Below are 24,986 nucleotides of genomic sequence, written 5' to 3' on the forward strand. Positions count from 1 at the left end.
GAAATTTCTAGTGTATAGTATATAATAGGGCATAATATGATTATACCAAAAAAAGATCAGAATGTATTTAAGAGGAATAAAAATTTTTTGTTTAATAGGGCACTTAAGGGTGATTTTGAATTGAGAGATTTTGGTAATATTCGTAATTTTAATAAAAAAAAACGGAAAAGATGTTTTCGTTTTTTTAATATTTTTACAAAATTTTTTTATGTATTTAAATTGTTGTTTATAACTTTGTTTGGGCAGATTATGAGTGTTAATAATTATAAGTGTCGATCTTCTTATAAGAAGGTTACGTTTAAAATGGTTAATACTTATGATGTGAATTTGTCTTATAGTGTCATTTATAATTTTATTTTTAAAATTAATGTTTTAGTTTTTATCTTAATATTAATCTTTTATTTAAATATTTTTGCGTATTATGGTTCGTATGTTTTTTTAAACAAATTGAGTTTTCCCAAAGATTATTTTATTGATACTTTTTTATATTATAGTGATCAAGATTTAAGTCAGATTAATAATTATTTCTTTGGTTTAGATGCAAACAATTATAATGCTACTACTATAAGGAAGCCTTTTGTTTTAAAGGTTGTTGAACATAAAATTAAGCCAGGAGAGACACTGTCTCATATTGCATCTAGGTATAATATTACTAGTGAGACTTTAATTTCTTATAATGATATTAAAGATGTAAGAAATATTAAACCCAATGTTATTATTAATGTTCCTAATATGAAGGGAATTCTTTACACTGTTGGGAAAAATGATTCCCTCTCATCAATCGCAAAAAAATATAAGATACCCAAAGTGGATATTCTTGATGCTAATAATCTTGATAATGAAGTTTTATCTTTAGGTCAGAAGTTGTTTGTTCCGGGTGGCAAGATGTCTAAAGATTTACTTAGAAATGCTTTGGGTGAGACCTTTTTGTTTCCAACACGGGGGATTATTACATCAGGTTATGGTTATCGTCCTGATCCTTTTACTAAAACTATTAGTTTTCATAATGGAATTGATATTGCCAATGTTGCTAATACACCTGTTGTTGCTACAAAGGAAGGTATTGTTGTAACAGCGGGATTTAGTGTTGGAGGATATGGGAAATATATTGTTATTGCTCATAATAATGGTTTTCAAACTCTTTATGCGCATTTAGGTTCTTTTGCAGTTAGAGTTGGGGATAGAGTATCTAGAGGACAAATGATAGGACGGATGGGAAGTACTGGATACAGTACGGGAAATCATTTACATTTTACTATTTTCAAAGATGGTAAAACGAGTAATCCTATGAAATATCTCAGATAATCTATATGTATTTTGATATGTCCAATGTTCTCAGTATTTGTGTGAGTTTTTTTCCTTCTATTAGATCAATTAATCTTCCTTCAATAATTTGTTTGGCCTTTTCAGAAAATGTTGCTGGTGCAATACATAGTCCTTTAATTTTATTTTCTTTGGTTTTTGAAATTAGATCTTTTAAGAATAGTTCTCCAAAATTTTTTTGATCCGTTCTTACAAATCGTACCAGTATATTTTCTTCCCATTGGTTGTTTGAAAGTTGAAAGTTTATATCTATAAATTGCGATGTTATTTCATTTATCTTTTTGTCTCTCACTTGAAATTTATTTTTATATAACTTAAGGATGATTGCACTAGCTAGGTTATCAAATTTTTCTTTTGGACTCTTAAGGTATATTCTTAGTGCTAAGTTTTCATTTAGTTTTTTACTAAATTCTAGTTTTTCAGCAATTTTTTGATAGTGTGGGTCAATTCTTTCAACCTGGGTAAATGCTTCGGTTGCTTTTTTGTAATTTTCATGTTCTATGTAAAGTTCTCCTAGTTTGTAAAAAAGTTTAAGGGATATTTTTGTGGGTAAATCAGGTTTGATTTTTATCATTTCTTTAATATTATCTTCTAATTTTACCAAGTTGTGATTTTTTGCATTAATTTCAGATTCAATTAAAAGAGCTTCATATATCATCCCATCTTTGCTTTTGATTTTGTTTGCAATATCAAGTGCAAGTTGATCTTGGTTTAATTGGGATAGAGATTGAGCATATGCAAGTAGAGCATTTACATCATTTTGTATATGTTTTTTTATATTGTGAAATATTCCTACAGCTTTAGTATAATTCCCCGTATAAAAAAGAGTCATCCCTATGTATTTTAAAACATCATTGTTGCTTTTATCAAATTGATATATCTTTGTAAGATAGTGAAGTGCTTCTTTATAATGTGCATTTTTAAGAAATGCTATTCCAAGATAATAATTTGCATCTACATCGTCTTTTTTTAGGCTATATGCTTTTTTAAGAAGTCCTAATGCTTCTAAATTAAAATTTCTCTCAAGATTATAAAACCCATAACTTAAGAATACTTTAAAGGAATCGATATTCTTATTTGTAGGATTTTCTTCTATAAGTTGACATAATTTTCTGGCGTATTTAAGTCCATTTTCAAAATCTTTATTAGCGTAATAATAATCATTTAAAGTTTGTAAAGCCCCTACTTCATTTGGGTTTGTTTTTAGTATATTTATAGCTTTTGAGATCAATTTTTTCGTCTTGCGAAATGTTTTGTGATGTTTACCTTTTGTTCTTATTTTTGTATTTAATACTGCAATTCTGAATAGTATAAATACCAAAACAGATATTGCTGTTGAGGACAGTATTATGAATAATGGCAACACTTTAACTTCTCCTAAAATCATATATTAGTAATATTACATAAACAGTAATTATAGCTTTAAATATAACATGGTTTCTTTTAAATAAAAGCATATACATAAGTTGAATATGATATTAATTATATTATATTATTGTTATAGTTAATTATATATATAAATTTGTTTTTTATAAAAGAACAAAGAGGTTGGAATTTTTGAAAGGTTTTTTAGGCATAAGGCTTTCTAGTAATGAATATTTTTCAGTTTTAAGCTTGGATGATACTTCTGTAAAGAAGATGGTATTGGGTAAGCTTGCAGATGAGACCAATATAAAATTGGATTTTTATGTTAGTGAATATGAAAATTTTTCTAATCCCATTATTATTGGATCTTTTTTCTTAGATAATCTTAAGAAAGATAGTTTGAATGTAAATATTTATTTCAAAATAGATTCTACGATGCTTTATGTTTATGGCGAGTGTGATGGAATTACTAATAAAACCAAGTTTGATTTAAGTTTAATGAGTCTTTCTATTAAGTCAAATGAAGTTAATGGTGATTCTTTAAATAGTGGTAAAGTGGATGATTTGCCTATTGATTTTAAAGATACAAATCTAAAGGAGAGTTTTGACAGTATTGTTGAAGAAAAGCAAGATGAGTCTTTAGATTTTAATTTAAATGATGTTAATGATTTATCTAATTCTAAGGATTTGCCTTTAAATAAAGATCTTCTTAGTAAAGAGAATGATTTGGATTTAGTAGTGGATTCTTTAAATTTAACTAATGATATTAATGAACATGTATTGTTAAGTGAAGAAAGTAAAGAGTTAGATTCTGGGTCTAATTTAGATTTAGAAAATTTGGATTTCGTCCTTACAAGGGATAAAGTGGAAAATAATCCTAGTGAAGAAACAGAAGTTGCACATGTACTTGATGACATTGATCAATATTCTGTAAATCAAGGTGTTTCTGATTTGGATAAGTTTTCTATTGATGTTAATGAGAGGGATGATGTTTTTGATAGTTCTGATAATGATGTAAAATCAGTTAAAGATAAAGATGATAATTCTAGTAGTTTTAATGTTTATGTTATCCAAAATTCTTATTCTGATGATTTGAGTGTTGAAGATATTATTGCGGATGTTAGTAAAAATTTAGATGATTTTGAATTTGATGATGGTGTTTTGGATTTAGGTAAAGACAATTTTACTGTGGATGTTGAAGAGCCTAAATTGGATTTTGATTTAAAAGAAGATCGTATTCAAACTTCTATGCTTTATTTAAGTCTTGTTTCTTTATTTCTTTTGATATTTTTTTCATTGTTTTTGATTTTTTCTAAAATATTAAATCCTAAAAATTTTACAATTTCTTATTGTTCTTTTTATAAAGAAGAAAAAATTACTAGATGTGAAAAAAGTAATGTTTAAGAAAATTGTTTATTTGTTTTTATTGAATTTATTATCTTGTTCATTTGTAAAAGAATCTTTAAGTAGCAATATTTTAAAAAAAAATGTCAATAATTTTGATTTAAACCATTTAAATTGGTTGTGGAATTTTGACTATGTAGGACAAAATTTTGATAAATATTTTGGTATAGATTCAGATTCTTATGTGTATGTTGCTTATCTTTTCAAAAAAATAGGATATGATGAAAAATTTAGGGAATATATGCACAAAGCAATAAATAGTAATAATAATATTGCATCTCAATTTGCTGGTGTAAAACTTCTTGAATATTATAATTCTAGAAGGGAATATTATGAGGCAGAACTTGTTGGTCGAAAACTTTATAACAAATATAATGATAATAAATTAATTATATTGGGATATTTTAAAAGTCTTTATTGGCAGAAAAAGAATAATGAAGCCCTTTTAGTTTTAAACAAGCTAGAAAAAATGGATTTCATACAGGCACAAGAAAATGAAAATCTTTTATTTAAAGCAGTGCTTTATTTTAATATTTCTGATATTAATACATCATTAATTTATTTCAAAAAATTGTTTGAGAATTTGCCGGCAGAATATTTACATGTAAGGGCTCATGATTATTTTGTTCTTGAAGGGAAAGATAATCTTTTAAATTCAAGTTTTTTAAGTCTTGTTAAATTTAAAGCTTTGGTTGCTAATGGTGATTTTAAAGGTGCTATTAATATATTAAATGATAGTTTTAAGAAGTATTATAATAATTTTGTTTTTTTAAATGATGTTTATAAAGCTTTTGTGAGTTTAGGTTATATTAATAAGGCATTATCTTTTTTTAGTAGTTTAGATAGTGTTTATAAAGATTATTATTTGGGGCTCATTAATTTAAAATTAAAGAAAGATGTGGGTTTTATGACAATACTTAAATATTTGGAAGATTCTTCTATTGCAAATGAACCTTATAGATTAGAAATGCTTAATGAAATTTTTAGAAATTTCATATTTATGAAAAATACAAGAAATTATTTTTCTAAAAACATAGCTAATTTTTATACAAGTAAGGATAAGGGTAATTTTGGTTTTATTAGAGTATTAGATGAGTATATCTTAGAATCCGTGCAACTTGGAGATTATGATAATTTATATTTACTATATTATAATGGTCAAAATGTCATTGACAATGCTGTTTTAGCAAGGCTTGCTTTTCTTAATGCTAGACTTATACATCACAAATTTGTTAAATCTCAGTCAGTAGATGAGTATAGAGAGCTTTTGCGTTCTGCTATTAAATATGATCAAATATCTTATGCATCGTTTATGAGTAAGTATTTGCTTGATCAAAATATTAATGATTTTTTTGAAAATGCTTTGGATATAAATTATGATCAGTCTGATTATGAAAGGTTTTTGGAAGGGTTTTTAAAATTTAATTTGCATTCTTATGTTAGTGTGTTTGTTGCCAATGATTTTAAGAATGGTTATAGATTTTCTCCTAATTTTTACCGTAATCTTTACGATGAATTTGTGAAACATGAATATTATTATGAATCCATACTTGCTATTAATTACCTTGTAAGGCAAGATTTTTCGGCTTTAAATAAAGATGATTATAAGCGTCTCTATCCATGTTTATACACTGCTTTAATTAAATATTGGTCAGGGAAAAGGGAACTTGAGCCGAGTCTTGTATTTTCTTTAATAAAAGCTGAGAGTAGTTTTAAAAGAGATGCTGTATCTAAACCTGGTGCTATTGGGCTTATGCAAATTATGCCTGCAACGTCAGCTGATGTGTCTAGAGAAATTAAATATTATAAATACTATCCTTATGATTTGAAACAACCAAAAGATAATGTTATTATTGGAACTCATTATTTACGTAAAAGAATAGAAATGTTAGAAGATGTGTATAAAGCCCTTGCATCTTATAATGGTGGTATTGGAAATGTTAGAAAATGGGAAAAAGATTATGGGCATTTACCAAAAGAAATTTTTATCGAAGCTATTCCTTTTGGACAAACTAGGAATTATATTAAAAAAATATTAGTTTATTCTGTATTATATGATGCTTTATATGAAAGAAAGGGAATGGATTTTATTATAGAGTATATTATGGGTAAATTTTCTAAGCGTTTTTAGGTTGTGAAGTTAGATGGAAAATATTTTAAGAGTTGTTATTTTAGGTTTTGTTCAAGGAATTTCTGAATTTTTGCCTATATCTAGTTCAGGGCATTTGTTACTTTTAAAAAAATTTATGAACATTGATCTTCCAATTGTATTTGATATTTATTTGCATTTTGCAACAGTTTTAGTTGTAATAATTTATTATCGAAGACGAATATTAGATCTTGTAATGGTTTTTATAAAATTTATTTTAAGAAAACCAAAAATGACAGAATTAGATACTTCAAATTTAAGCTTGATATTACTTATATTAATAATCACATTTTTTACGGCATTAATTGGAATTTTGATAGAAAAATTCAAGGTATTATTTACTTTTAAGTTAGTTTTATTTAATTTTATTGTGACAAGTATTTTATTATTTTTGCTTGAATTTAGAATTAGAATTTTTAATTCTAAAAAAAATATTTTTTTTTCAGGATTATTAATTGGGATTATGCAGGGGATTGGAGCTATGCCGGGTATTTCTCGTTCAGGAATTACGATTTTTGCGTCGACTTTGCTTGGGTTTAGTAGGACAAAATCTCTTGAAATCTCTTTTTTATCTTTAATTCCTATTGTTTTTGGGAGTTTATTTTTAAAGTATAATGACCTATTTAAGTCTGATATGATTTTTAATATTTTTGAGATAAATTTGGGAGCAATTTTTGCTTTTGTATTTGGGCTATTTTCAATTAGTTTGTTTGTTAAGATGCTTAAGAATAGTAAACTGTATTATTTTTCAATTTATTTAGTTGCAATTGTGAGTTTAACTTATTTGCTTGTTTGATGTTAGTAGAATATGAAGAATTTTTATCGTTATTTTCAGTTTTTATTCTTTTTTATGTTAGCCGTTATACTATTTTCTCTTTTGGTGGCATTAACTCCTATAGGAAATATATTTATATTTTTTGTATTTAATCTTATAGGGCAGATGCTCCTTAATACTTTTTCATTTTTGTCGTTTTATTTAATACTTTATCCGCTTGTAAACTGGTATGTTTATTGCAATAATATGCTTAACAAAAAATTTATATTTAATTGGAATTATACGGTTATTTTATTTTTTACTTTAACCTTTTGGTTAAGAATTAATTCTGATTTTGAGGGTTCTAATTTTGTTAATTGGTTTCTAAGTAATTTTGGAATTATAGTTGGGAATTTATTTGTTTGTCTTATTTTTATTTTAGAACTTATTGTTTGGGTTTATTTAAATTATGTCTTTTTTAAAGATGCTAGTTTTATTTTAAATACCTTTCATTTTATAACATTTAAATTGAAAATTTTGTTTGAGAACATGTTTTCTTATTTGCCTTTTTTGAGTACTTTAAAGATTAAGAAAAATATTAAGGTTTATAAAGATTGTGAGAATAATGTAAGTTCAGATAGTATTTCTAGTAAGGAAGATAATATTATTAATGATGAAGAGTATCAGGCTTTATGGTCTTTTAAGGCGTTTTTACGAAATTCTAATAAATCTTTAGATGTTGATTTAGATAAAACTATTTTTTCTAAATCTGAGGTAACGGATGATAAATTATTAAAAGATGAATCTTTGCAGGAAGTTCAATGTGATTTAAATACTGAAAATCATTGTCAATATAAAATTTTGAGAAGTGAATGTGAAGATAGTAGGTTAGTAGTTAGTGGAAAAATTAGGGCTAGTGATATAAGGCATAATGGAATAATAAATAATATTGTTAGAGATGAATATGAGAATGAAACTTTATTTAAAGTTAAAAGTGATGAAAATTATTCGATAGATATTTCTGTTTTTGCTCAGAGAGAGCCTGAGAGTGAAACTGAAGATGTTGAATATGAGAGAGAAATTCAAAAACAAGCGATGCTTTTGCAAGAAACTTTTAGAGAGTTTAATATTAATGCCAAGCTTATTGATATTATTAAAGGTCCTGTTGTTACGATGTATGCTGTTCGTCCTGATAAAGGCATTAAGCTTTCCAAAATAACTTCTATATCTGATAATATTGCATTACGTCTTGCAGCAGTTAGAGTTAGAATTATTGCGCCAATACCTGGCAAAGAAGCTGTTGGGATTGAAATACCTAATAAGAGACGAAAATTCATTTTGATATCAGAAATAATAAATAGTCAAGAATTTCAAAATGATTTTAAAGTGCCTTTTGCACTTGGTAAAGAAATTAGTGGAAATAATGTTGTTTTTGATCTTGTGACTGCTCCCCATCTTTTAATAGCAGGTGCTACTGGTGCTGGAAAATCAGTTTGTGTAAATTCGCTTATTGCTTCAATTATTTTTTCAAAATCTCCAGATGATGTTAGGCTTGTTTTAATAGATCCTAAAGTAGTTGAGCTTAAACTTTTTAATAATATTCCTCATTTATTAACCCCAGTTATTACTAATGTAAATAGAGCTTTGGAAGCTTTGCGTTGGTGTCTTGATGAGATGGAGAGAAGGTATGTTATTCTTGATAATTTTTTTGTTAGGGATATTAATTCTTATAATAAGAAAATACTGGAAGAAGGATTAAATGAAGTGCCTTTGCCTTATTTGGTAATCATTATTGATGAATTTGCAGATTTAATTCTCTCTGCAAGAAAGGATTTGGAAAATTTGATTTCTAGGCTTGCAGCTATGGCGAGGGCTGTTGGAATGCATTTAGTTCTTGCTACTCAAAGACCATCTGTTGATGTTATTACTGGGGTAATAAAAGCCAATTTTCCTTCAAGAATTTCTTTTATGGTTGCGAGTTCTATGGATTCAAGAATAATTCTTGGAACATCAGGTGCTGAAAAACTTTTAGGAAAAGGTGATATGCTTTATGTTAGTCCTATCACACCTTTTCCACAACGAATTCAAGGTGGTTTTTTAACTGAAAAGGAAGTTTATAAGTTGGTTGAAGAGGTTAAAAAATTTGGAACACCAAATTATATTGATGATGAAATATTTATTGATAGTGTTGTTGAATCTAATACTTTGGTGATAAATTCTTCAGATGAACCTATGTTTGAAGAAGCTCTTGAAATTGTTCGCTCTACTAAAAAAGCATCTGCATCTTATCTTCAGAGGCGTTTAAAAATAGGATATAATAGAGCTGCACGAATTATTGAACTGATGGAAGAGATGGGATATATAGGTCCTGTGAATGGTTCAAAACCACGGGATGTTTTTATTTAAATAGTTTCAATGCAAAAAAAGGACATTCACCATGAATATCCTGATTTTATTATTTACCAATTTTTTGTTTTAGTTTTCTTACTTTTTTTGCTTGTTTTCTTTTGAATGCTTTTTCTTTTTTGACACGAATAGTAGATGGTTTTTCATAATATTCTCTTCTTTTCCATTCTCTGATGATTGCTTCTTTTTCAATCATTCTTTTAAAACGTTTCAGTGCTTTTTCTAATCCTTCATTTTTGTCAACATTGACAGTTACCAAAAAATCACCCCCTTTTTTTACTCTATCTTTTTAGTGTTATTGATTATTTGATTTTTGTCAATAAGCATTTCTTCTAAGAAAAAATCTGGATTTACTGCAATTCCATTAATTCTAATTTCAAAGTGTAGATGAGGACCTGTTGATATTCCCGTATTCCCGACGTTACCTATATATTCTCCTGTATTTACTATTGTATTTTCTTTAACTCCAAATTTTGATAGGTGTAGATAAATTGTAAATACTCCTGGTAAATGTTGAATGATAACGGTTTTCCCAGTAATTTCTCTGTCTCTTGCAAATACTACTTTTCCTCTACCAGCTGCGAAAATAGGTGTTTTTTCTTTTTTAAATGGCGCATAATCTTTTCCGTTATGTATTTTTTGGCTTGATATTTTTTGGTTGTCTTGCATATAAATTCTTTGATCCCCATAAGGACTAGTTATTTGATATTTATCTTTTATTGGATGGACAAACGTATCGTAATGATAAATTGTTGTATCACCTACAGTTCCAATGATATTCCATAATGTTAGAGCTTGTTTTTTTGCTTTAGGTGATTGTTGACTTTTGATAAGTTTAGATTTGCTTTTATTAAGTTTGACAGTTGTTTTTTTGAATATGAATTTTTTGATTTCAATTTCCTTTATGTATTGTTTATTTTCAAACTCTATTTGAATTTTTCTTTTTCCTTCTTTGATCATTGGTGTGATTCCGATTAAAGCTATATAGTAGTCTCTATTACTTATATTACACTTAAAAGGCAATGCACTTAAAATGGGTTTTTGATTTGTTGATAAGAGAGATAATTTTTTAAAGTTTTTATTGCTTATAAAATAGATGTTGCCTCCTTGGAAGGCCTCTTTTTTATAGTATATTTTTGTAATATCATTATTTTTTGCATTAACTTTAAATAATCCTATTATAAATATAGATGTAAGGGTAAATACAAGTAAAAGTTTTTTGACGTTGTGCACTAATTGTTTCTCTTTTTGATATCAATAATTTTTAAAATTTTATCATTTTGATTGTAAATATCTTCACTAATTGTGAATATTATGTCTATATTTTGACCATCTCTGATGCCAAGTTCTTGAATAGTTTGAGTGCCATTAAAATAAATGGCTTTATAATAATCTATATTATTGATGATTTTCATGCTTATGTGTTTTGAAGTTCCATTTTTATCAATTGTTCTGATGTCCTGAATGCATACATTTTCCATCATTAAAATAAATTCTCTAAAATCATGTCCATATGGTTCAAATAAATCTATTGTTTTTATAAGTTCTGTTTTACTTAAATCTTGAGGTATTATAGCATCAATTAGTATTGAATCTTCTTGTAATTCTTTATATTCTATCTTTGCAAGAGCATTTTCAAGTTCTCTTATAAATTCGTTTAGTACATTTTCATACAATGTAAATCCAGCAGCTGCTTTGTGTCCTCCAGAATTTATTATTAGATGTTTTGGTATCATTGAAATTAGTTCTTTTGAATTTATTTTATTATTTGATCTAATAGATCCTTTAATTATATCTGATTGTTTAGTAAGAAAGACAGCAACCTTTTTATAATAAGATGAGAGTCTTGTTGCCATTCTAGAACTAATTCCCTTTGGAGTATTTTTGTCATAGCATACTATGAATTTATCATTCTTAAAAATGGTATTTTCATTATGCGTATTCCAAGATATATCTTCTTTATATTTTCTTAAAGTGTTTATATTTTTGATTTCCTTAAATTTATTTTCTATTTTATTAGTATCTTGACTTAATAGAAATCGAATTGTAATATCTGCTCTTTCAAGTCTTCCTGTTGAATTTAATATTGGTGCAATTTTAAATGCAATATCTGTTGAAGTGATTATTGGTTTTGTTAACATATTGACTTCTTTTAATAGATAATTTATAGATATATTTTCTCTTAATGCTATTTCTTTAAGTCCCTCTTTTACAGCTATTCGATTTTCATCAATAATTGGCATATTATCAGCTATGGTTCCTATTGCAACAAATTTAAGTCTTTTAAGGCAATTTTGCAGTAAATTTTTGTTTGTTTCAAATATTATATTATAGAATATATAATACAGTTTTTCATAAATATTAATTTCTCTATATTTGAAATATTTAGTAATTTGCATAAGTTCTTTTAGTGTTTTGTTTGCATGTTTGGGATATTTTTTTATAAAATTTTCATTAATATCAATTATTTCTATATCTATTCTTTGTTTAAAAAATTCATTTAAAAGTTGAGCTTGTTCAATTTTATTAAATACAATTATGTATTTATTTTCTGAAAATGCTTCTATTTGGTTAATATTAATTTGTAAATCGTTATTATTGTCTAGAGTTATATGTTTTTTTAGAATGTAATTGTTAATTTCTATTGCATGAAGTTTTATATTATTTTCTAATTTTTCTAAAAACATAAATATTAAGTCTTTGTTATAAAGATTGGTAGTAGATAGATATAGTGCAAGACATGTTTTGAAACTTACATAACATCCAGCTATTTCTTTAAATGGAGAAAAATCACCTTTTAAATGAGGATCTATGATAATATTTTCTGTGTCGATTTCTTTGTTTGGAAGGTGATGATCTGTAATTATTACTTCTATATTTTTTGATCTTGCATAATTTATTTCTTCAATGTTAGAAATTCCACAATCAACAGTGATTATTAGTGTTATTTTGTCTTTAAATGCCTTATCAATGACCTCTTTTGTAAGCCCATAAAATTCTCCATTAGATGGTATTTTATAAGTTACATTAATGCCAAAATCTTTAAGAGTTTCATACATTATTATTGTTGCTGTGATTCCATCAGCATCTTTGTCTCCAAAGATTAATACGTTTTCTTTTTCTAAAATGGCTTCATTTATTCTATAAATGAATTTGTTTATGTTTTTTAAAAAAAATGGGTTGTGCATTAAATTGACACTATTCTCTAAGAAAAATAAGAAATCTTCTTCTTTGATTTCTCTGTTAAGTAGTAGTGTTGCTTCAAAAAGACTGATATTATATTTTTTTTTGATGTTAAGGATATTTTCTTGTGAAATATCAAGTTCTTTTTTTTCCCAAATTTTCATTTCTTGTTCCAATTTGCTTTCTTTAGAGTAGTATTTGCTCAAATTCTCTGTTTAGTTTGTTTTTAATCATAAGTGTTATAAATTCTTTTGTTTTATTAGTTAATTTTGCATTTAAAGTTGTGTTCATATTTGTTTGAGTTGTGTTTTCTAAGTATTTAAAACTTTCTGTATTAATGTACTGATTTTTATTATTGGAACATTTAATGCAGTTAAAACCATGAATGTGTGTATCGTAATAATAATTTTCTTTTATTTGCTTATTACATTTAAAACATGAGTTTGATAAGTATAAAAGTCCTTTGATTATTAAAAATCTTATTTTATATTGCAAGTCAATTAATTGTGCTTTTCCTAAGCTTGAATTATTTAGCATTTCTGTAGCTTCGTTAAATAGTTTGAAACATTCTCCTTCATCAAAACTTAAATTAATAAGCTTGATCCATAGTTTAATAATTGTTAGTTTTTCATATGTTAAGTCTTGAATGATAAATTCTTCATCATTAACTTCTATTATTTTGCATAAGTTGTTTTCTCTTACTATTTCAAAATTGGCTTTTACTAAGTTATTGATATTTAATTTAAACTTTTCTATGGTGTAATCATGAATTATTGTATGAATGATTCCTTTTGAATGAAATAGGTTTAATAATGAATAATTTTTTTTATGATATAGATTTGTTATTATAGCATTGATTTTGTTAAACAGCATTATACATTATTGTATAATAAAAAAATTCATTATTAAATGAATTCTCATAAAAATTTTCTTTTGTTATAATGAAATCTAGGGAGATTGAATACTTTATGGAAGAAATAAAAGATACTGTTGCTAAGGAAAAGAAGCGTTCAAAGAACTCTGGAGGCATTTTGCCACATTTTGATAAACCTGTAAGAGTACCTTTAATTGCTGTGCCATCACATCCTGTATTTCCAAGTATGTTTATTCCAATTGTTATAGTTTCTGATATTGATATGAAGGCTGTTGATTATGTTATTAAAGGTAATGGAATTATTTCTTTATTTGTTTTGCGTGATAAATTTTTAGAAAAATCAGGAAATAGTAAGGATGGTAAATTAACGATTAATTATCAAAAGGATATTTATTCTGTTGGTGTTACCGCTAAAATTGTAAAAAAAATTAATCTTCCTGATGGTGGATATAATATTTTTGTTTCCACTATTGATAGAGTTAAATTTGTTAAAGTTGTTCTTAATGAAGATTTTCCAATAATTGAAGTTGATTATTTAAAACAAATTCCAATTAAAAAGTATGATGTTAATTTAAAAGCAATTTATAGCAGTATTTTACTTAGAACTAAAGAAATATTCTCACATAGGAAAATGCCCGAATTTCAGTTAAATATGGTGAATATTGAAGATAAGGGTAGATTGTGTGATGTTGTTGCAGGAATGATAGCATCTTCAAAGGAATCTCATCAAGAGGTACTTGAAACATTAAGTGTTAAGGATAGGCTTAAAAAGGTTTTAGAATTGCTTTATGAAGAATTAAACTTGATTGAGATTCAAAATAAAATTGCTAAAGGTATTCAAGAAAAATTAGAAAAACAACAAAAAGAGTTCTTTTTAAAGGAACAACTTAAAGCTATTAAGACTGAACTTGGTGTTGGAGATGAGAAGAATAGTGAATTTTTAAAAATGAAATCTAAAATAGATGCTTTAGCTTTAAAAGGAGAGGCTTTAGATGCGGTTGGAAGGGAGCTTGAGAAGTTTTCATTTCTTGAGAGACATTCGTCTGAGTATATTGTGGTTAGGAATTATCTTGAACTTATTACAAATCTTCCTTGGGGAGATACTAAAGTTGATTTTGACAAATTTAATTTACAAAGAGCAGAAAAAATTTTAGATAAAACTCATTATGGTATGAGAGAGGTTAAAGATAGAATTATTGAATATATTTCTGTCCTTAAGTTAAGAAAATCTCAAAAAGGGGCTATTATGCTTTTAGTTGGTCCACCTGGAGTTGGTAAAACTTCAATAGGAGCAGCTATTGCTGAAGTTCTTAAGACGAAGTTTTTTAGATTTTCTGTAGGTGGTATAAGAGATGAATCAGAAATTAAAGGACATAGAAGAACTTATGTAGGAGCATTGCCTGGAAAAATTATTCAAGGACTCAGAATTACAAAAACAAATTCGCCTGTTTTTTTAATAGATGAAATTGATAAAGTGTCGTCGTCTCATTATGGAGATCCGTTCTCAGTTCTTCTTGAAGTTTTAGATCCCGAACAAAATGTTAATTTTAGAGATCATTATCTTGATTTGCCTTTTGATATTTCTAATGTATTTTTTATTTTAACAGCCAATTCTCTTGAGACAATACCTACACCTTTATTAAATAGGATGGAGGTAATTCAACTCTCAGGATATGTTGATGATGAGAAAATAGAGATAGCAAGAAAATATTTAATACCAAAGGTCTTAAAGGAAAATGGTGTTGATAAAGATTCCTTGAAGTTTCAAAGTTCATCTCTTGTTCAGATAGCTAGGGAATATGCTAGGGATAATGGACTTAGAAATTTTGAGAAATATTTAAAACAAATTGTTAGAAAAATTGCAAGAAAGCTTGTTGAAGATAAATCTGTAAAAGCATATCAGATTTCAAAGGAAAATTTGGAAGAGTATATTGGCATTCCTGTATTTAGAAAAGAAAAATTTTTGGATAAAGTTATGTCTCCAGGTATGGTGATGGGTCTTGCATGGACCAATTATGGTGGTTCGACTTTGATTATTGAGACTGTAAAAACCGAATCCAAATCCCCTGGTATTAAGTTGACAGGTAGGCTTGGAGATGTTATGAAAGAATCTGCAAATATTGCATTTACTTATGTCAATAGTATTAGTAATGAACTTAAATTGCATAAGTCCTTTTTTGAAAAATACATGATACATTTGCATATTCCAGAAGGTGCTACTCCAAAAGATGGGCCTTCTGCTGGAATTACTATTGCTAGTGCTTTTATATCTCTGGCTCTTAATAAAACTGTAAGACCCAATTTGGCTATGACAGGAGAGTTATCATTAACAGGTAATGTAATGGCTATTGGTGGATTGAAAGCCAAAATAATTGCTGCTAAGAGGAATGGTGTTGAGCACATTATTATTCCTAAAGCAAATAAAGTAGATCTTGATGATATTCCTATTAATATTAAAAATGGTATAAATTTTCATCTTGTAGATAGTATGAAAGAAGTAATTAAATTGTTATTTTAATTTTATAAAGTTTTAAGTTTAATTTTGTGTTTTGATATTTTTGGGATATATTATTTATAATCTTTACACTTTTGTTGTACTTATTGTTTTAACAGTTGGTTTAAATATATAAATTAATAATGGAAGTAGCGTTAATGATGCAATAGATGTTGTTAACATAGTAAAAGCTATTATTGCTCCAAGTGTTGCAATTATTTTATAAGTTGAAAATATGAGTGTTAAAAATCCTATTCCTACTGATATTGAGTTTGCAAATATTCCATTAAATACGTTAGGTATTGATTCAAGTAAAGCATTTTTATAGTCTTTAGTTATTTGATAGTTTAATATAAATGCATTAAAGAAGTGAATAGAATAATCTACACCTATGCCCATACTAACAGAGGCAATTGTTGCTGTTGCAGGATTTAGTGTTATTCCAAAAAGTTTCATTACTGCAAAATTTAAAAATACCGACCATGCTACTGGAATTGCAATGATAATCCCAGTTTTTATGGATTTAAAGAATATTATGAGCAATATTGCTATTGCACTAAGTGTTGTAATAATATTTGTGATTTGTTCTTTTACCATAGTTTGTGATATGGGTATTTTGTCATAAGCTCCTGAAAAGTGGTATTCATGTCCTGGCATATATTTGTCAATCACATTGCTTGCATAGTCTGCAAATTGTTTAATTTCTTCAGTTGAATTTTGATCAGTTCTTATAATGATTGATATTTGCGACCAATCATTATTGATATACATATTAGTCATATTTTTAATGGAATTGCTTCTGCTAATTAATAGTATTAACTTGTTTAATACAGCTTGATTTTCAGGTAATCTGTATTCTTTGGGATTTTCTTTTTTAAATTTAAAATTCATAAGTCTTATAATGCCATTTATTGAATTAGATTGTGTTTTATAACTGAATTTATCAATATTATCTGTGATTAAATCCAGATTTTTCATTTTTTGTTCATTCTTAAATTCACCTGGGGTGCCATTAATTTCAATTTTAATTACTGATGTTCCTCCTATTTCTTTTTGCATGAAGTTAAGTGTTTGTTTGACACTTGTATTTTCTTTAAAATAATCTTTTTCATCGAAATTAATTTCTATTTTAAAAAGTCCTATAATTGAGCTTAATAAAATTATTACGGTTACAATGAATGAAATGTATTTGTTATTTAGTATCCATTTTGTAATTATTTGGTTTATTAGCGAAAGTTTTTCAAGAAAAGTATGCGTATTTTTTTTGTTATTATGTTTAAATGGTGTTTTAACTAGTATTCCAGGTAGTACTAATAAAGACATAAACATTGCAATGATGACACCTAGTGACATAAAAATTCCCATTGTTCTATATGCTTGAATAGACGAACTGATTAGAGATAAAAAGCCAAAGGCTGTTGTGAGAGAAGTTAAAATTATTGGTGTTTTTAGTGTTTGAATTGTAGTTATGATGGCTGTTTCGGTTAAGGGTTTATTTTTATTAATTTGTTTTAATACTCCATTTATTATATGTACAGCATTAGCACATCCAATTGAAATCAGTAGGACTATCATTGTTGTTTCTGGAACAGTAATTGGAGACATAAAAAGGCTTTTAATTCCAAAAGTCCAAATTAAAGCACATATTGCAATGAGTACGGGAATTATGGCTCCTAGTATATTTTTTACAATAAAATAGAGTGATACAATGACTACGATTGCAGCAAATGGTCCTAACAATTTGAAGTCATCAGCCATATAATTGAGTATTTTTTCTCTTACTACAAGATCTCCTGTTAAGTAAAGTTTTAGAGTATCAGTTTCATGTCTTTTAATTGTGGCTTCCATTGCTTCAAGTTCATTTTTTAAGCTTCGGCTAAAATTTGTCTTAGTATCTGTTGTTGATATTATTATAAAGTATATTAAAGTTTCATCATCATTTAGAAATAGCTTTTTAATAAATGGTGTTGCATTAATTTTGTTTTTTATATTGATTATATCTTCATCTGTATATACATCTTTTTTTAATTGTGGGAAGTAAGTAAATATGCTCGTAACGGAGTTGGGTGTTACTTTTAAGATATTGACTATATCATTTGCTACTTCATTAATTTTTCTAAAAGTTTCTTTATTGAAAATATTTTTTTTGTCTTTAAACATTACTATTGTTGATAATAGAGAACTACTTTTGTCTATATCTAGAGTTTGTTCAATTTGTGCATTTTTTGGTATGAGTTTTAATATGTTGGAGTCAAATTTTATATCTTTTAAGAAAAATCCTAAAACAATTGTTATTAGTGTGAATGTTATTAATATGAAAACTTTATGTTTAATACTTAGAGTCGCTAGATCCATTTTTGCCTCGTTATTTTGCTACTATATTTACAAGTTTGTCTTTAACCGTAATGATTTTTATTATTTGTTTATTGTGTATATTTTGTATAATTTTTTGATTATTAAGAGCAATTTTTTCAAGAGTGTCCTCATCAGTGTCTTTTTTTATCATAATCTTGTCTTTTATTTTACCATTAACCTGTAGTACAACTTCTCTTGTATCATCAATAATTGAATTTAAATCGTATTTTGGCCATTTTGCATTTTTAAATATACTGGATTGTTCGCCCATAAATTCCCATAATTCTTCTCCTAAATGTGGTGCAAATGGTGATAAGATAATGATTATAGGTTTAAATATTTGTAAATAATTCTTTTCATGTTTTAGAAGTTCATTTATGAATATCATTAATGTTGAAATTGCGGTATTAAAATTTAAAGTTTCTATATCTTCTGTGACTTTTTTTATTGTTTTATGCAGTTCAGATATTATTTCTTTTGGAGGTGTTTCGTTAGTAAGTTCTTTGTTCTTGATAAGCCATATTTTGTTTAAAAATCTAAAAATTCCAATGAGTCCTTGTGTATTCCATGGTTTTGAATCGGTTAAAGGTCCCATAAACATTTCATATATTCTCATTGAATCTGCACCGTATTCTTTAATGATGTCATCTGGATTTATTATGTTTTTAAGTGATTTGGACATTTTTGCTATTATTTGTTTTAATTCTTTATTATTTTTTTTTGAAAAGAATTTATTGTCTTTTTTTTCTACTTCATCATTGGGAATTAAAATACCATTTTCGTCTTGATATGCAAATGATGTTATCATTCCTTGATTTATAAGTTTTCTAAAAGGTTCTTTTGTATTAACATATCCTAAATCATAAAGAACTTTATGCCAAAATCTTGCGTATAATAAGTGTAGTACTGAATGTTCAGCACCTCCAATATAAAGATCAACTGGCATCCAATAATTAATTTTTTCTTTATTTGCAAATTCTTTTTCGTTATGAGGATCAAGGTATCGTATATAGTACCAACATGAGCCTGCCCATTGGGGCATTGTGTTTGTTTCTCTTTTATATATTTTGCCGTTACGTTTAACATTTACCCAGTCTTTAATTTTTGAGAGAGGCGATTCTCCTGTGCCAGATGGTTTGTAATTTTCTATATCTGGAAGTGTTAATGGTAATTCATCATCGTTTAATGGTATTTCATTTAGGTTGTCGTCAAACAAAATAGGAATAGGTTCTCCCCAGTATCGCTGTCTTGAGAAAATCCAATCTCTAAGTTTATAATTAATTTTTTCTTGGCCCATTTTATTTTCTATAAGCCATTTTATTACTTTTGTTTTTACTTCGATAGTTGTGAGATTGTTAAATTCCATAGGTGTATTAATTGAAATACCATTTTCGGTAAGTGGTTTTATTAATACTTCATTAGTGCCAGTTTGAGAGACCACTTGTTTGATGGGCAAATTATATTTTTTTGCAAATTCAAAATCTCGTTCATCATGTGCAGGAACACTCATTACAGCTCCAGTTCCATAAGTGCCAAGTATATAACTTCCTATCCAAATTGGTATTTCTTCTTTAGTTATTGGGTTAATAGCATATGCTCCTGTAAACATCCCTGTTTTGTCTTTTTCAAGAGAAGTCCTCTCAAGATCGCTTTTAAGGATTTCTTTGTCTTTATATTTTGATATTATAGGTTTAAGTTCATCTGTCGTAATTTTGTCTACCATAGGATGTTCTGGTGCAAGTACTAAATATGTTACTCCAAAAATTGTATCTGGTCTTGTTGTAAATACCTTTATTTTTTCTTTACTTTCCTTTACTAAGAATTCAATTTCAACTCCTGTTGATTTTCCAATCCAATTTTTTTGCATTTCTTTGACAGATTCAGGCCAATCTACTTCTTCAAGATCTCTAATAAGTCTTTCTGCATATTTTGTGATTTTGAGTAGCCATTGTCTTAAAGGTTTTCTTTCTACTTTATGAAATCCCCGTTCTGATCTAGGTCCATCGGGTGTTTGAATTACTTCTTCGTTTGCAAGCACTGTTCCAAGATCAGGACAATACCAGACAGGTATTTCTTTTGTGTAAGCCAAGCCTTTTTTATATAATTGAAGGAAGATCCATTGTGTCCATTTATAATAATTTACATCATGAGTTTTAATTTCTCGATCCCAATCATATGCAAATCCTAATGCTTTAATTTGTTCCTTAAATTTTTCAATATTTTTTTCTGTTATTTTTTTAGGATGTTTTCCTGTTTGTATTGCATAATTTTCTGCAGGTAATCCAAAACTGTCAAACCCCATTGGATGAAGTACATTAAATCCATTTAAAAGCTTATATCTTGTTAATATGTCAGTGGCCGTATAACCTTCAGGGTGTCCGACATGGAGTCCATTAGCTGAAGGATAAGGAAACATGTCAAGAATATAGATTCTTTTTTCTTTAGGAACATTTGGATCTTCGTTTACTTTATATGTTTTGTGTTTATCCCAGTAATTTTGCCATTTTTTTTCTATTTTTTTAAAGTCATATTTAGACATTTATTCCTCAGTGCATAGCAACATTCTGCTAATATTAACGTAGCACATTTATGTTGTTAATTTTGTTGTTATTTTAAAACTCTGTAGCCCTTAATTTGCTCCTAATAGATGCTGTGGACTGGACTTGAACCAGCATGGGCTTACGCCCACTAGCCCCTCAAGCTAGCGTGTATACCACTTCCACCACCACAGCGCATACATATTATATTTACTATTCAAAAAGTTTGTCAACTTTTTTAGGTTTTTTCTTTTTTAGAATATATCTTAATAAGATCAGTATTATTATTATGATAAATATTATTAGTAAAATAAATCTTATTTTAGGTAATATTGTGTTAAATGATTCTCCTATTTTAAAACTTAATGTGAAGTAGGTAGTAATTGATATCATTGCTGCAAAAAGGTCAATTATAAAAAAGTTACTACTATGCATGTTTCCCATTCCTGCAGATATAAATATTGCATTTCTAAATCCAAAAGGAATAAATCTGCCAAATAGTAAAGTCAAACTTCCATAGCGTTTATAGTAGTAATTTATTTTATCTAATAAGTTATTTGTTTTTGTTTTTTGCTTAAGAAATTTATTAGCTAAGAATCTACCTATATAAAATGAAATTATATCTCCAATATAAGCTCCCCAAAAAATTCCTAGAAATATTAATATTGTATATTCGTTTTTACGACTAGCAAGTATGCCACCCATTATTACTATTGCATCTTCAGAAATTGGGATGTTAAGGCCTGCAAGAATTAGTAATCCAAAAAATACAATTGGTGCATAAGCAATATTTAGATCTATAAATTCTAATATTATATACATAAATGACTCATTATTTTTGTTTTGTTTTACAAGTTAAATATATGCTTGCTAAGATGAGATATAAACAGTAAATAATTATCAATGTTTTGCCTATTGTTAAATATATATCTGGTAATTTTATGAATATTATGAGTATTACTAATAAGGAGGTTATTATTGTTATAGGAAGCGTTATATATTTTAGTTCTTTTGTTTTTGACGGATAAATGAATTTAATTGGTGCAAAACTCAATGCAATACACGATAATGTTATTATAAGATTTGTATTTTTGTTCATTTCAAAGATTACATTGAAAATTATTAAAAAATTCCATAATGATGGAAAACCTCTAAAATAATCATCACTTGTTTTTGCATCTAATTGTGAAAATTGGTATGCTGATGCAAGTAAGATTCCAATACATATTATTATTTTATATTGCTCTTGTATAAAATTACTATAGTATAAGAATATTATGGGAATGAATGTATAGTTTATATAATCTACGATGTTGTCAAGGAGTTCTCCATTAATTGTTGGTATTACTTCTTTGATTTTTAATTTTCTTGCAAGTGTTCCATCAATTCCATCAATTAAAAGTCCCAAAATCGTAAGTTTTATCAAGAGATTATAATCTGTGTTTATTATGGCAATTATTGAGTAAAAACCAACTATTAATCCAGAAGCCGTTAAAATATGTACTAACCAAGCCAAAATAAGATTTACTTTTATCAAAGCTTACTCCTTTACTAAAATAATTTTTTTACATTATCAAGATGTTCTTTAAATATGTTAATTGTATTTTGTATTGTTGATTTTAAGTTTAAGTCAACACCGGTAACTTTTAAAGAATCTAGGGGATATTTTGAGCCTCCTGTTTTTAAAAATTCGATGTAATTCTTCGTTGCATCTTTTTTATTATTTTTTATATTTTTATATATTAAAAGAGCAGCTGTTATGCCTGTTGCATATTGATATACGTAAAATGGAGAGTAGAAATGGGGAATTCTAAGACATTCTAATGAGCTCTTTTGATCAAACTTAAGACTTTTACCAAAATATTTTGTTAATAAGTTCAAGTAAATTGACTTAATGGTTTCTTTTACTACTGGTTCATTTTTATTAATCATGTCATGAATTGTATATTCAAATTCTGCAAACATTGTTTGTCTAAAAAATGTTGCAAGTAGATCATCAATTTGATTTAGTTTAATATATTTTATTTTTTCAACGTCATTTTCATTTTTAAGTAAATATTCTGCAAGGATTTGTTCATTTACTGTAGATGCTATTTCTGCTTCAAAAATGGAATATTGATAGTGAGGGAATGGATTGTGTTTGATACTAAAGTATGAGTGCATTGAATGTCCTGCCTCATGAGCTAAGGTGAACATATCTCTTATAGATTCATCTTTATAGTTCATTAATATATAAGGCTTGCCATTATATGATCCTGCGCTAAATGCCCCTGCTCTTTTTCCCTTGTTTTCATATTTGTCAACCCAACGTTCTTCTAAAAGCCCTTTTCTTAATACATCAATATATTCGCTTCCTAATATTTCAAGTGATTTTAAAATTTTATCACAAGCTTCTTGAAAAGAATGCTTAAATTTAATGTTTTTTGTTAAAGGAACATAAACATCATAATGATTTAAATATTCTTGATTAAGTATTTTTTTCCTAAATTCATAATATTCATGAAGTACAGATAAATTTTCATTAACCGTTTCTATCAAGTTTGTATAAACTGTTTTATCGATATTATTTTGAAAAAGTTTCATTGAGATAGTGTCTTGAAAATTTCTTGTTTTTGCTAAAAATTTATTTTTATTAATATCAGCAATTAAAAGATTGGCCAGCGTATTTTCATGTTTTTCATATTCTTGATAGAATTTTAAAAAAGCTTGTTTGCGTATTTCTTGATTTTCATTTTGAAGAAATAGGTTGTAAGTGGAATTACTTAATAATTGCCCATTAATGTCTCCAAATTCCATGTCTGCATTTGTTAATGCTGAGAATATATCACTATATGATGAGTAGAGAGATGTATAATTGGCAAGTATTTTTTCTTCATTTTCGCTTAAGATATGTTGTTTTTCTCTTAAAATTTTTTCAACAGCTATTTTTTTATCTTGAAGTTCTGTGTCTTGAAGCCATTCTTTTATTTTTGTTGTTTCTATTTTTAAAATTTTTGGAATAAAAAATGATGTGATATTTGATGCTTCTGTTTCTAGATTAATGTTCATGGCGCGAAGTTCATTTGAAGTTTGATTGCTTACGTCGGTTTCTAGTTGAATGTGTGTGTAATATGTTGTTCTCTCTATTTCTTCTTCAATCTCATAATAATCATTTATTGCTTCTTTAAATGTATTTAGGTCAAATTCTAAAGTTTCGTATTTTTTAAAATGTTGTAGTTTTGATCTTATTTGTTTAACAGTAGTTTTATATTCTTCGTTGTCTTTAAATAAAGAAGACAAGTCCCATTTGTCATTTTCATTGATCTCACTTCTTTCTATCATTAAATTATCTCCATTGTTTCATATAAAGCTTTATAAATTTAAACTTTATAAATTGTGAATAATAACCATTTTAAATCTTTACTTACAATTTTACAATTAAGTTTGAGATTGTACTTGCTTTTAAAATTTGGTTTTTGGTCTTAATCTAAAAATTGCATTAAAAATTTTTTAAATTTGTTAAATGCTATTCCTCTGTGAGATATTTTGTTTTTCTCTTCAAGATTTAATTCGCTTAGTCTTTTATTATTTGTAGTTAAAAATATTGGATCATATCCAAATCCATTTTTTTGATAATAATCAATATTTAGAGTAATTGCTCCTTTAAGTATGCCTTCAAAATTAGTTATTGTTCCATCTACAGCAATATAACTGATTACACATATAAAATATGCTGTTCTATTATTTTGTTCTTTCATTAAATCTATAATAAGATGATTTTTTTCATTGTTGTCCAGTTTCTTTCCTAATTTATATTGATCATATCTTTTTGAATAAATACCAGGTTCCATATTTAATGCTTCTATGCATAATCCAGAATCTTCACTAAAGACAGGTTGTTTTTTATCTAAAATTTCAAATAAAGCTTTTGCTTTTAATAGTGAATTTTCTTTAAATGTTTTTCCTGTTTCTTTTATATCAAAATTTTTAGGAATTTCTATTTTTATTTTGGGAATATCTAAGATTTGTTTCACTTCGTTTATTTTATTTATATTGCTAGTTGCAAAGAATAATGTTTTCATTGTATATAATAGTAAATCATTTATGTATATTTTTGATATTTCTGTCACGCTTGTAGAAATAATTTATAATTTGATTAAGAG

General features: G+C 26.8%; 17 protein-coding genes and 1 tRNA gene. 6 read left to right on the top strand and 12 right to left on the bottom strand.

Features of this window, described 5'->3' with window-relative positions:
- Window positions 1-36: 36 nt before the first annotated feature.
- On the top strand, window positions 37-1,305 hold the full coding sequence (locus U880_RS0108115; protein WP_024655535.1) for a peptidoglycan DD-metalloendopeptidase family protein: 1,269 nt from the start codon (window positions 37-39) through the stop codon (window positions 1,303-1,305).
- A 1-nt stretch (window position 1,306) separates the two neighbouring features.
- Here the strand turns inward: U880_RS0108115 and U880_RS0108120 are convergent, their stop codons facing one another.
- Entirely contained in the window at window positions 1,307-2,710 is a 1,404-nt protein-coding gene (locus tag U880_RS0108120) for a tetratricopeptide repeat protein (protein ID WP_084543248.1), read from the bottom strand.
- 170 nt (window positions 2,711-2,880) lie between these two features.
- Between U880_RS0108120 and U880_RS0108125 the strand changes: the two genes are divergently transcribed.
- The 4 genes from U880_RS0108125 to U880_RS0108140 are packed head-to-tail and all read left to right on the top strand — an operon-like array spanning window position 2,881 to window position 9,401.
- On the top strand, window positions 2,881-4,092 hold the full coding sequence (locus tag U880_RS0108125; protein WP_235048048.1) for a hypothetical protein: 1,212 nt from the start codon (window positions 2,881-2,883) through the stop codon (window positions 4,090-4,092).
- Complete coding sequence (locus U880_RS0108130) at window positions 4,085-6,223, top strand: flagellar assembly lytic transglycosylase (protein ID WP_051373910.1); 2,139 nt, start codon at window positions 4,085-4,087, stop codon at window positions 6,221-6,223. Before U880_RS0108125 ends, U880_RS0108130 begins: the two co-directional genes overlap by 8 nt.
- 13 nt (window positions 6,224-6,236) lie before the next feature.
- Window positions 6,237-7,037, top strand: a complete 801-nt coding sequence (locus tag U880_RS0108135) for an undecaprenyl-diphosphate phosphatase (RefSeq protein WP_024655539.1) — start codon at window positions 6,237-6,239, stop codon at window positions 7,035-7,037.
- Window positions 7,038-7,049: 12 nt separating this feature from the next.
- Complete coding sequence (locus tag U880_RS0108140; protein WP_024655540.1) at window positions 7,050-9,401, top strand: DNA translocase FtsK; 2,352 nt, start codon at window positions 7,050-7,052, stop codon at window positions 9,399-9,401.
- Window positions 9,402-9,450: 49 nt separating this feature from the next.
- On the opposite strand, the gene rpsU is transcribed toward U880_RS0108140, so the two are convergent.
- Genes rpsU through U880_RS0108160 form a run of 4 tightly spaced genes read right to left on the bottom strand, consistent with a single transcriptional unit; the run spans window position 9,451 to window position 13,457 of the window.
- Complete coding sequence (rpsU, locus tag U880_RS0108145) at window positions 9,451-9,660, bottom strand: 30S ribosomal protein S21 (RefSeq protein WP_012422030.1); 210 nt, start codon at window positions 9,658-9,660, stop codon at window positions 9,451-9,453.
- A 17-nt stretch (window positions 9,661-9,677) separates the two neighbouring features.
- Window positions 9,678-10,634 carry a M23 family metallopeptidase gene (locus tag U880_RS0108150; protein ID WP_024655541.1) on the bottom strand — a complete coding sequence of 319 codons (957 nt, stop codon included), beginning with the start codon at window positions 10,632-10,634 and terminating at the stop codon, window positions 9,678-9,680.
- Window positions 10,634-12,748 carry a single-stranded-DNA-specific exonuclease RecJ gene (gene recJ / locus U880_RS0108155; protein WP_024655542.1) on the bottom strand — a complete coding sequence of 705 codons (2,115 nt, stop codon included), beginning with the start codon at window positions 12,746-12,748 and terminating at the stop codon, window positions 10,634-10,636. The genes U880_RS0108150 and recJ overlap by 1 nt, the downstream gene beginning before the upstream one ends.
- A 22-nt stretch (window positions 12,749-12,770) precedes the next feature.
- Window positions 12,771-13,457, bottom strand: a complete 687-nt coding sequence (locus U880_RS0108160; RefSeq protein ID WP_024655543.1) for a DNA repair protein RecO C-terminal domain-containing protein — start codon at window positions 13,455-13,457, stop codon at window positions 12,771-12,773.
- A 68-nt stretch (window positions 13,458-13,525) separates the two neighbouring features.
- Between U880_RS0108160 and lon the strand changes: the two genes are divergently transcribed.
- A complete protein-coding gene (gene lon / locus U880_RS0108165) occupies window positions 13,526-15,976 on the top strand; it encodes an endopeptidase La (RefSeq protein ID WP_200862216.1) in 2,451 nt (816 codons plus the stop codon).
- Window positions 15,977-16,039: 63 nt separating this feature from the next.
- On the opposite strand, the gene U880_RS0108170 is transcribed toward lon, so the two are convergent.
- From U880_RS0108170 to rdgB, 7 genes are all read right to left on the bottom strand, one after another.
- On the bottom strand, window positions 16,040-18,307 hold the full coding sequence (locus U880_RS0108170) for an efflux RND transporter permease subunit (RefSeq protein WP_024655545.1): 2,268 nt from the start codon (window positions 18,305-18,307) through the stop codon (window positions 16,040-16,042).
- A 10-nt stretch (window positions 18,308-18,317) separates the two neighbouring features.
- The gene (gene leuS, locus U880_RS0108175; RefSeq protein ID WP_024655546.1) at window positions 18,318-20,846 is read right to left on the bottom strand and encodes a leucine--tRNA ligase; all 2,529 of its coding nucleotides are present in this window, start codon (window positions 20,844-20,846) and stop codon (window positions 18,318-18,320) included.
- A gap of 109 nt (window positions 20,847-20,955) precedes the next feature.
- Window positions 20,956-21,039, bottom strand: a tRNA-Leu gene (locus tag U880_RS0108180).
- An 18-nt stretch (window positions 21,040-21,057) separates the two neighbouring features.
- A complete protein-coding gene (locus U880_RS0108185) occupies window positions 21,058-21,666 on the bottom strand; it encodes a DedA family protein (protein ID WP_024655547.1) in 609 nt (202 codons plus the stop codon).
- Between the two features lie 10 nt (window positions 21,667-21,676).
- A complete protein-coding gene (gene pcsA, locus U880_RS0108190) occupies window positions 21,677-22,381 on the bottom strand; it encodes a phosphatidylcholine synthase (RefSeq protein ID WP_024655548.1) in 705 nt (234 codons plus the stop codon).
- Window positions 22,382-22,395: 14 nt separating this feature from the next.
- Window positions 22,396-24,165: an oligoendopeptidase F gene (gene pepF, locus U880_RS0108195; RefSeq protein WP_024655549.1), complete on the bottom strand. Its 1,770-nt coding sequence runs from the start codon at window positions 24,163-24,165 to the stop codon at window positions 22,396-22,398.
- Between the two features lie 140 nt (window positions 24,166-24,305).
- A complete protein-coding gene (gene rdgB / locus U880_RS0108200; protein WP_024655550.1) occupies window positions 24,306-24,905 on the bottom strand; it encodes an RdgB/HAM1 family non-canonical purine NTP pyrophosphatase in 600 nt (199 codons plus the stop codon).
- Between the last annotated feature and the right edge of the window lie 81 nt (window positions 24,906-24,986).

The organism is Borrelia hispanica CRI, assembly GCF_000500065.1.
GTDB lineage: Bacteria > Spirochaetota > Spirochaetia > Borreliales > Borreliaceae > Borrelia > Borrelia hispanica.

Excerpts from the sequence above, each read along its gene's own strand:
- U880_RS0108140 (WP_024655540.1), top strand. The coding sequence starts at position 7,050 with ATGAAGAATTTTTATCGTTATTTTCAGTTTTTATTCTTTTTTATGTTA.
- U880_RS0108170 (WP_024655545.1), bottom strand. The coding sequence starts at position 18,307 with ATGGATCTAGCGACTCTAAGTATTAAACATAAAGTTTTCATATTAATA.
- lon (WP_200862216.1), top strand. The coding sequence starts at position 13,526 with ATGAAATCTAGGGAGATTGAATACTTTATGGAAGAAATAAAAGATACT.
- U880_RS0108130 (WP_051373910.1), top strand. The coding sequence starts at position 4,085 with ATGTTTAAGAAAATTGTTTATTTGTTTTTATTGAATTTATTATCTTGT.
- rdgB (WP_024655550.1), bottom strand. The coding sequence starts at position 24,905 with ATGAAAACATTATTCTTTGCAACTAGCAATATAAATAAAATAAACGAA.
- U880_RS0108120 (WP_084543248.1), bottom strand. The coding sequence starts at position 2,710 with ATGATTTTAGGAGAAGTTAAAGTGTTGCCATTATTCATAATACTGTCC.
- U880_RS0108135 (WP_024655539.1), top strand. The coding sequence starts at position 6,237 with ATGGAAAATATTTTAAGAGTTGTTATTTTAGGTTTTGTTCAAGGAATT.
- recJ (WP_024655542.1), bottom strand. The coding sequence starts at position 12,748 with ATGAAAATTTGGGAAAAAAAAGAACTTGATATTTCACAAGAAAATATC.
- pepF (WP_024655549.1), bottom strand. The coding sequence starts at position 24,165 with ATGATAGAAAGAAGTGAGATCAATGAAAATGACAAATGGGACTTGTCT.
- leuS (WP_024655546.1), bottom strand. The coding sequence starts at position 20,846 with ATGTCTAAATATGACTTTAAAAAAATAGAAAAAAAATGGCAAAATTAC.
- U880_RS0108115 (WP_024655535.1), top strand. The coding sequence starts at position 37 with ATGATTATACCAAAAAAAGATCAGAATGTATTTAAGAGGAATAAAAAT.
- U880_RS0108160 (WP_024655543.1), bottom strand. The coding sequence starts at position 13,457 with ATGCTGTTTAACAAAATCAATGCTATAATAACAAATCTATATCATAAA.
- U880_RS0108185 (WP_024655547.1), bottom strand. The coding sequence starts at position 21,666 with ATGTATATAATATTAGAATTTATAGATCTAAATATTGCTTATGCACCA.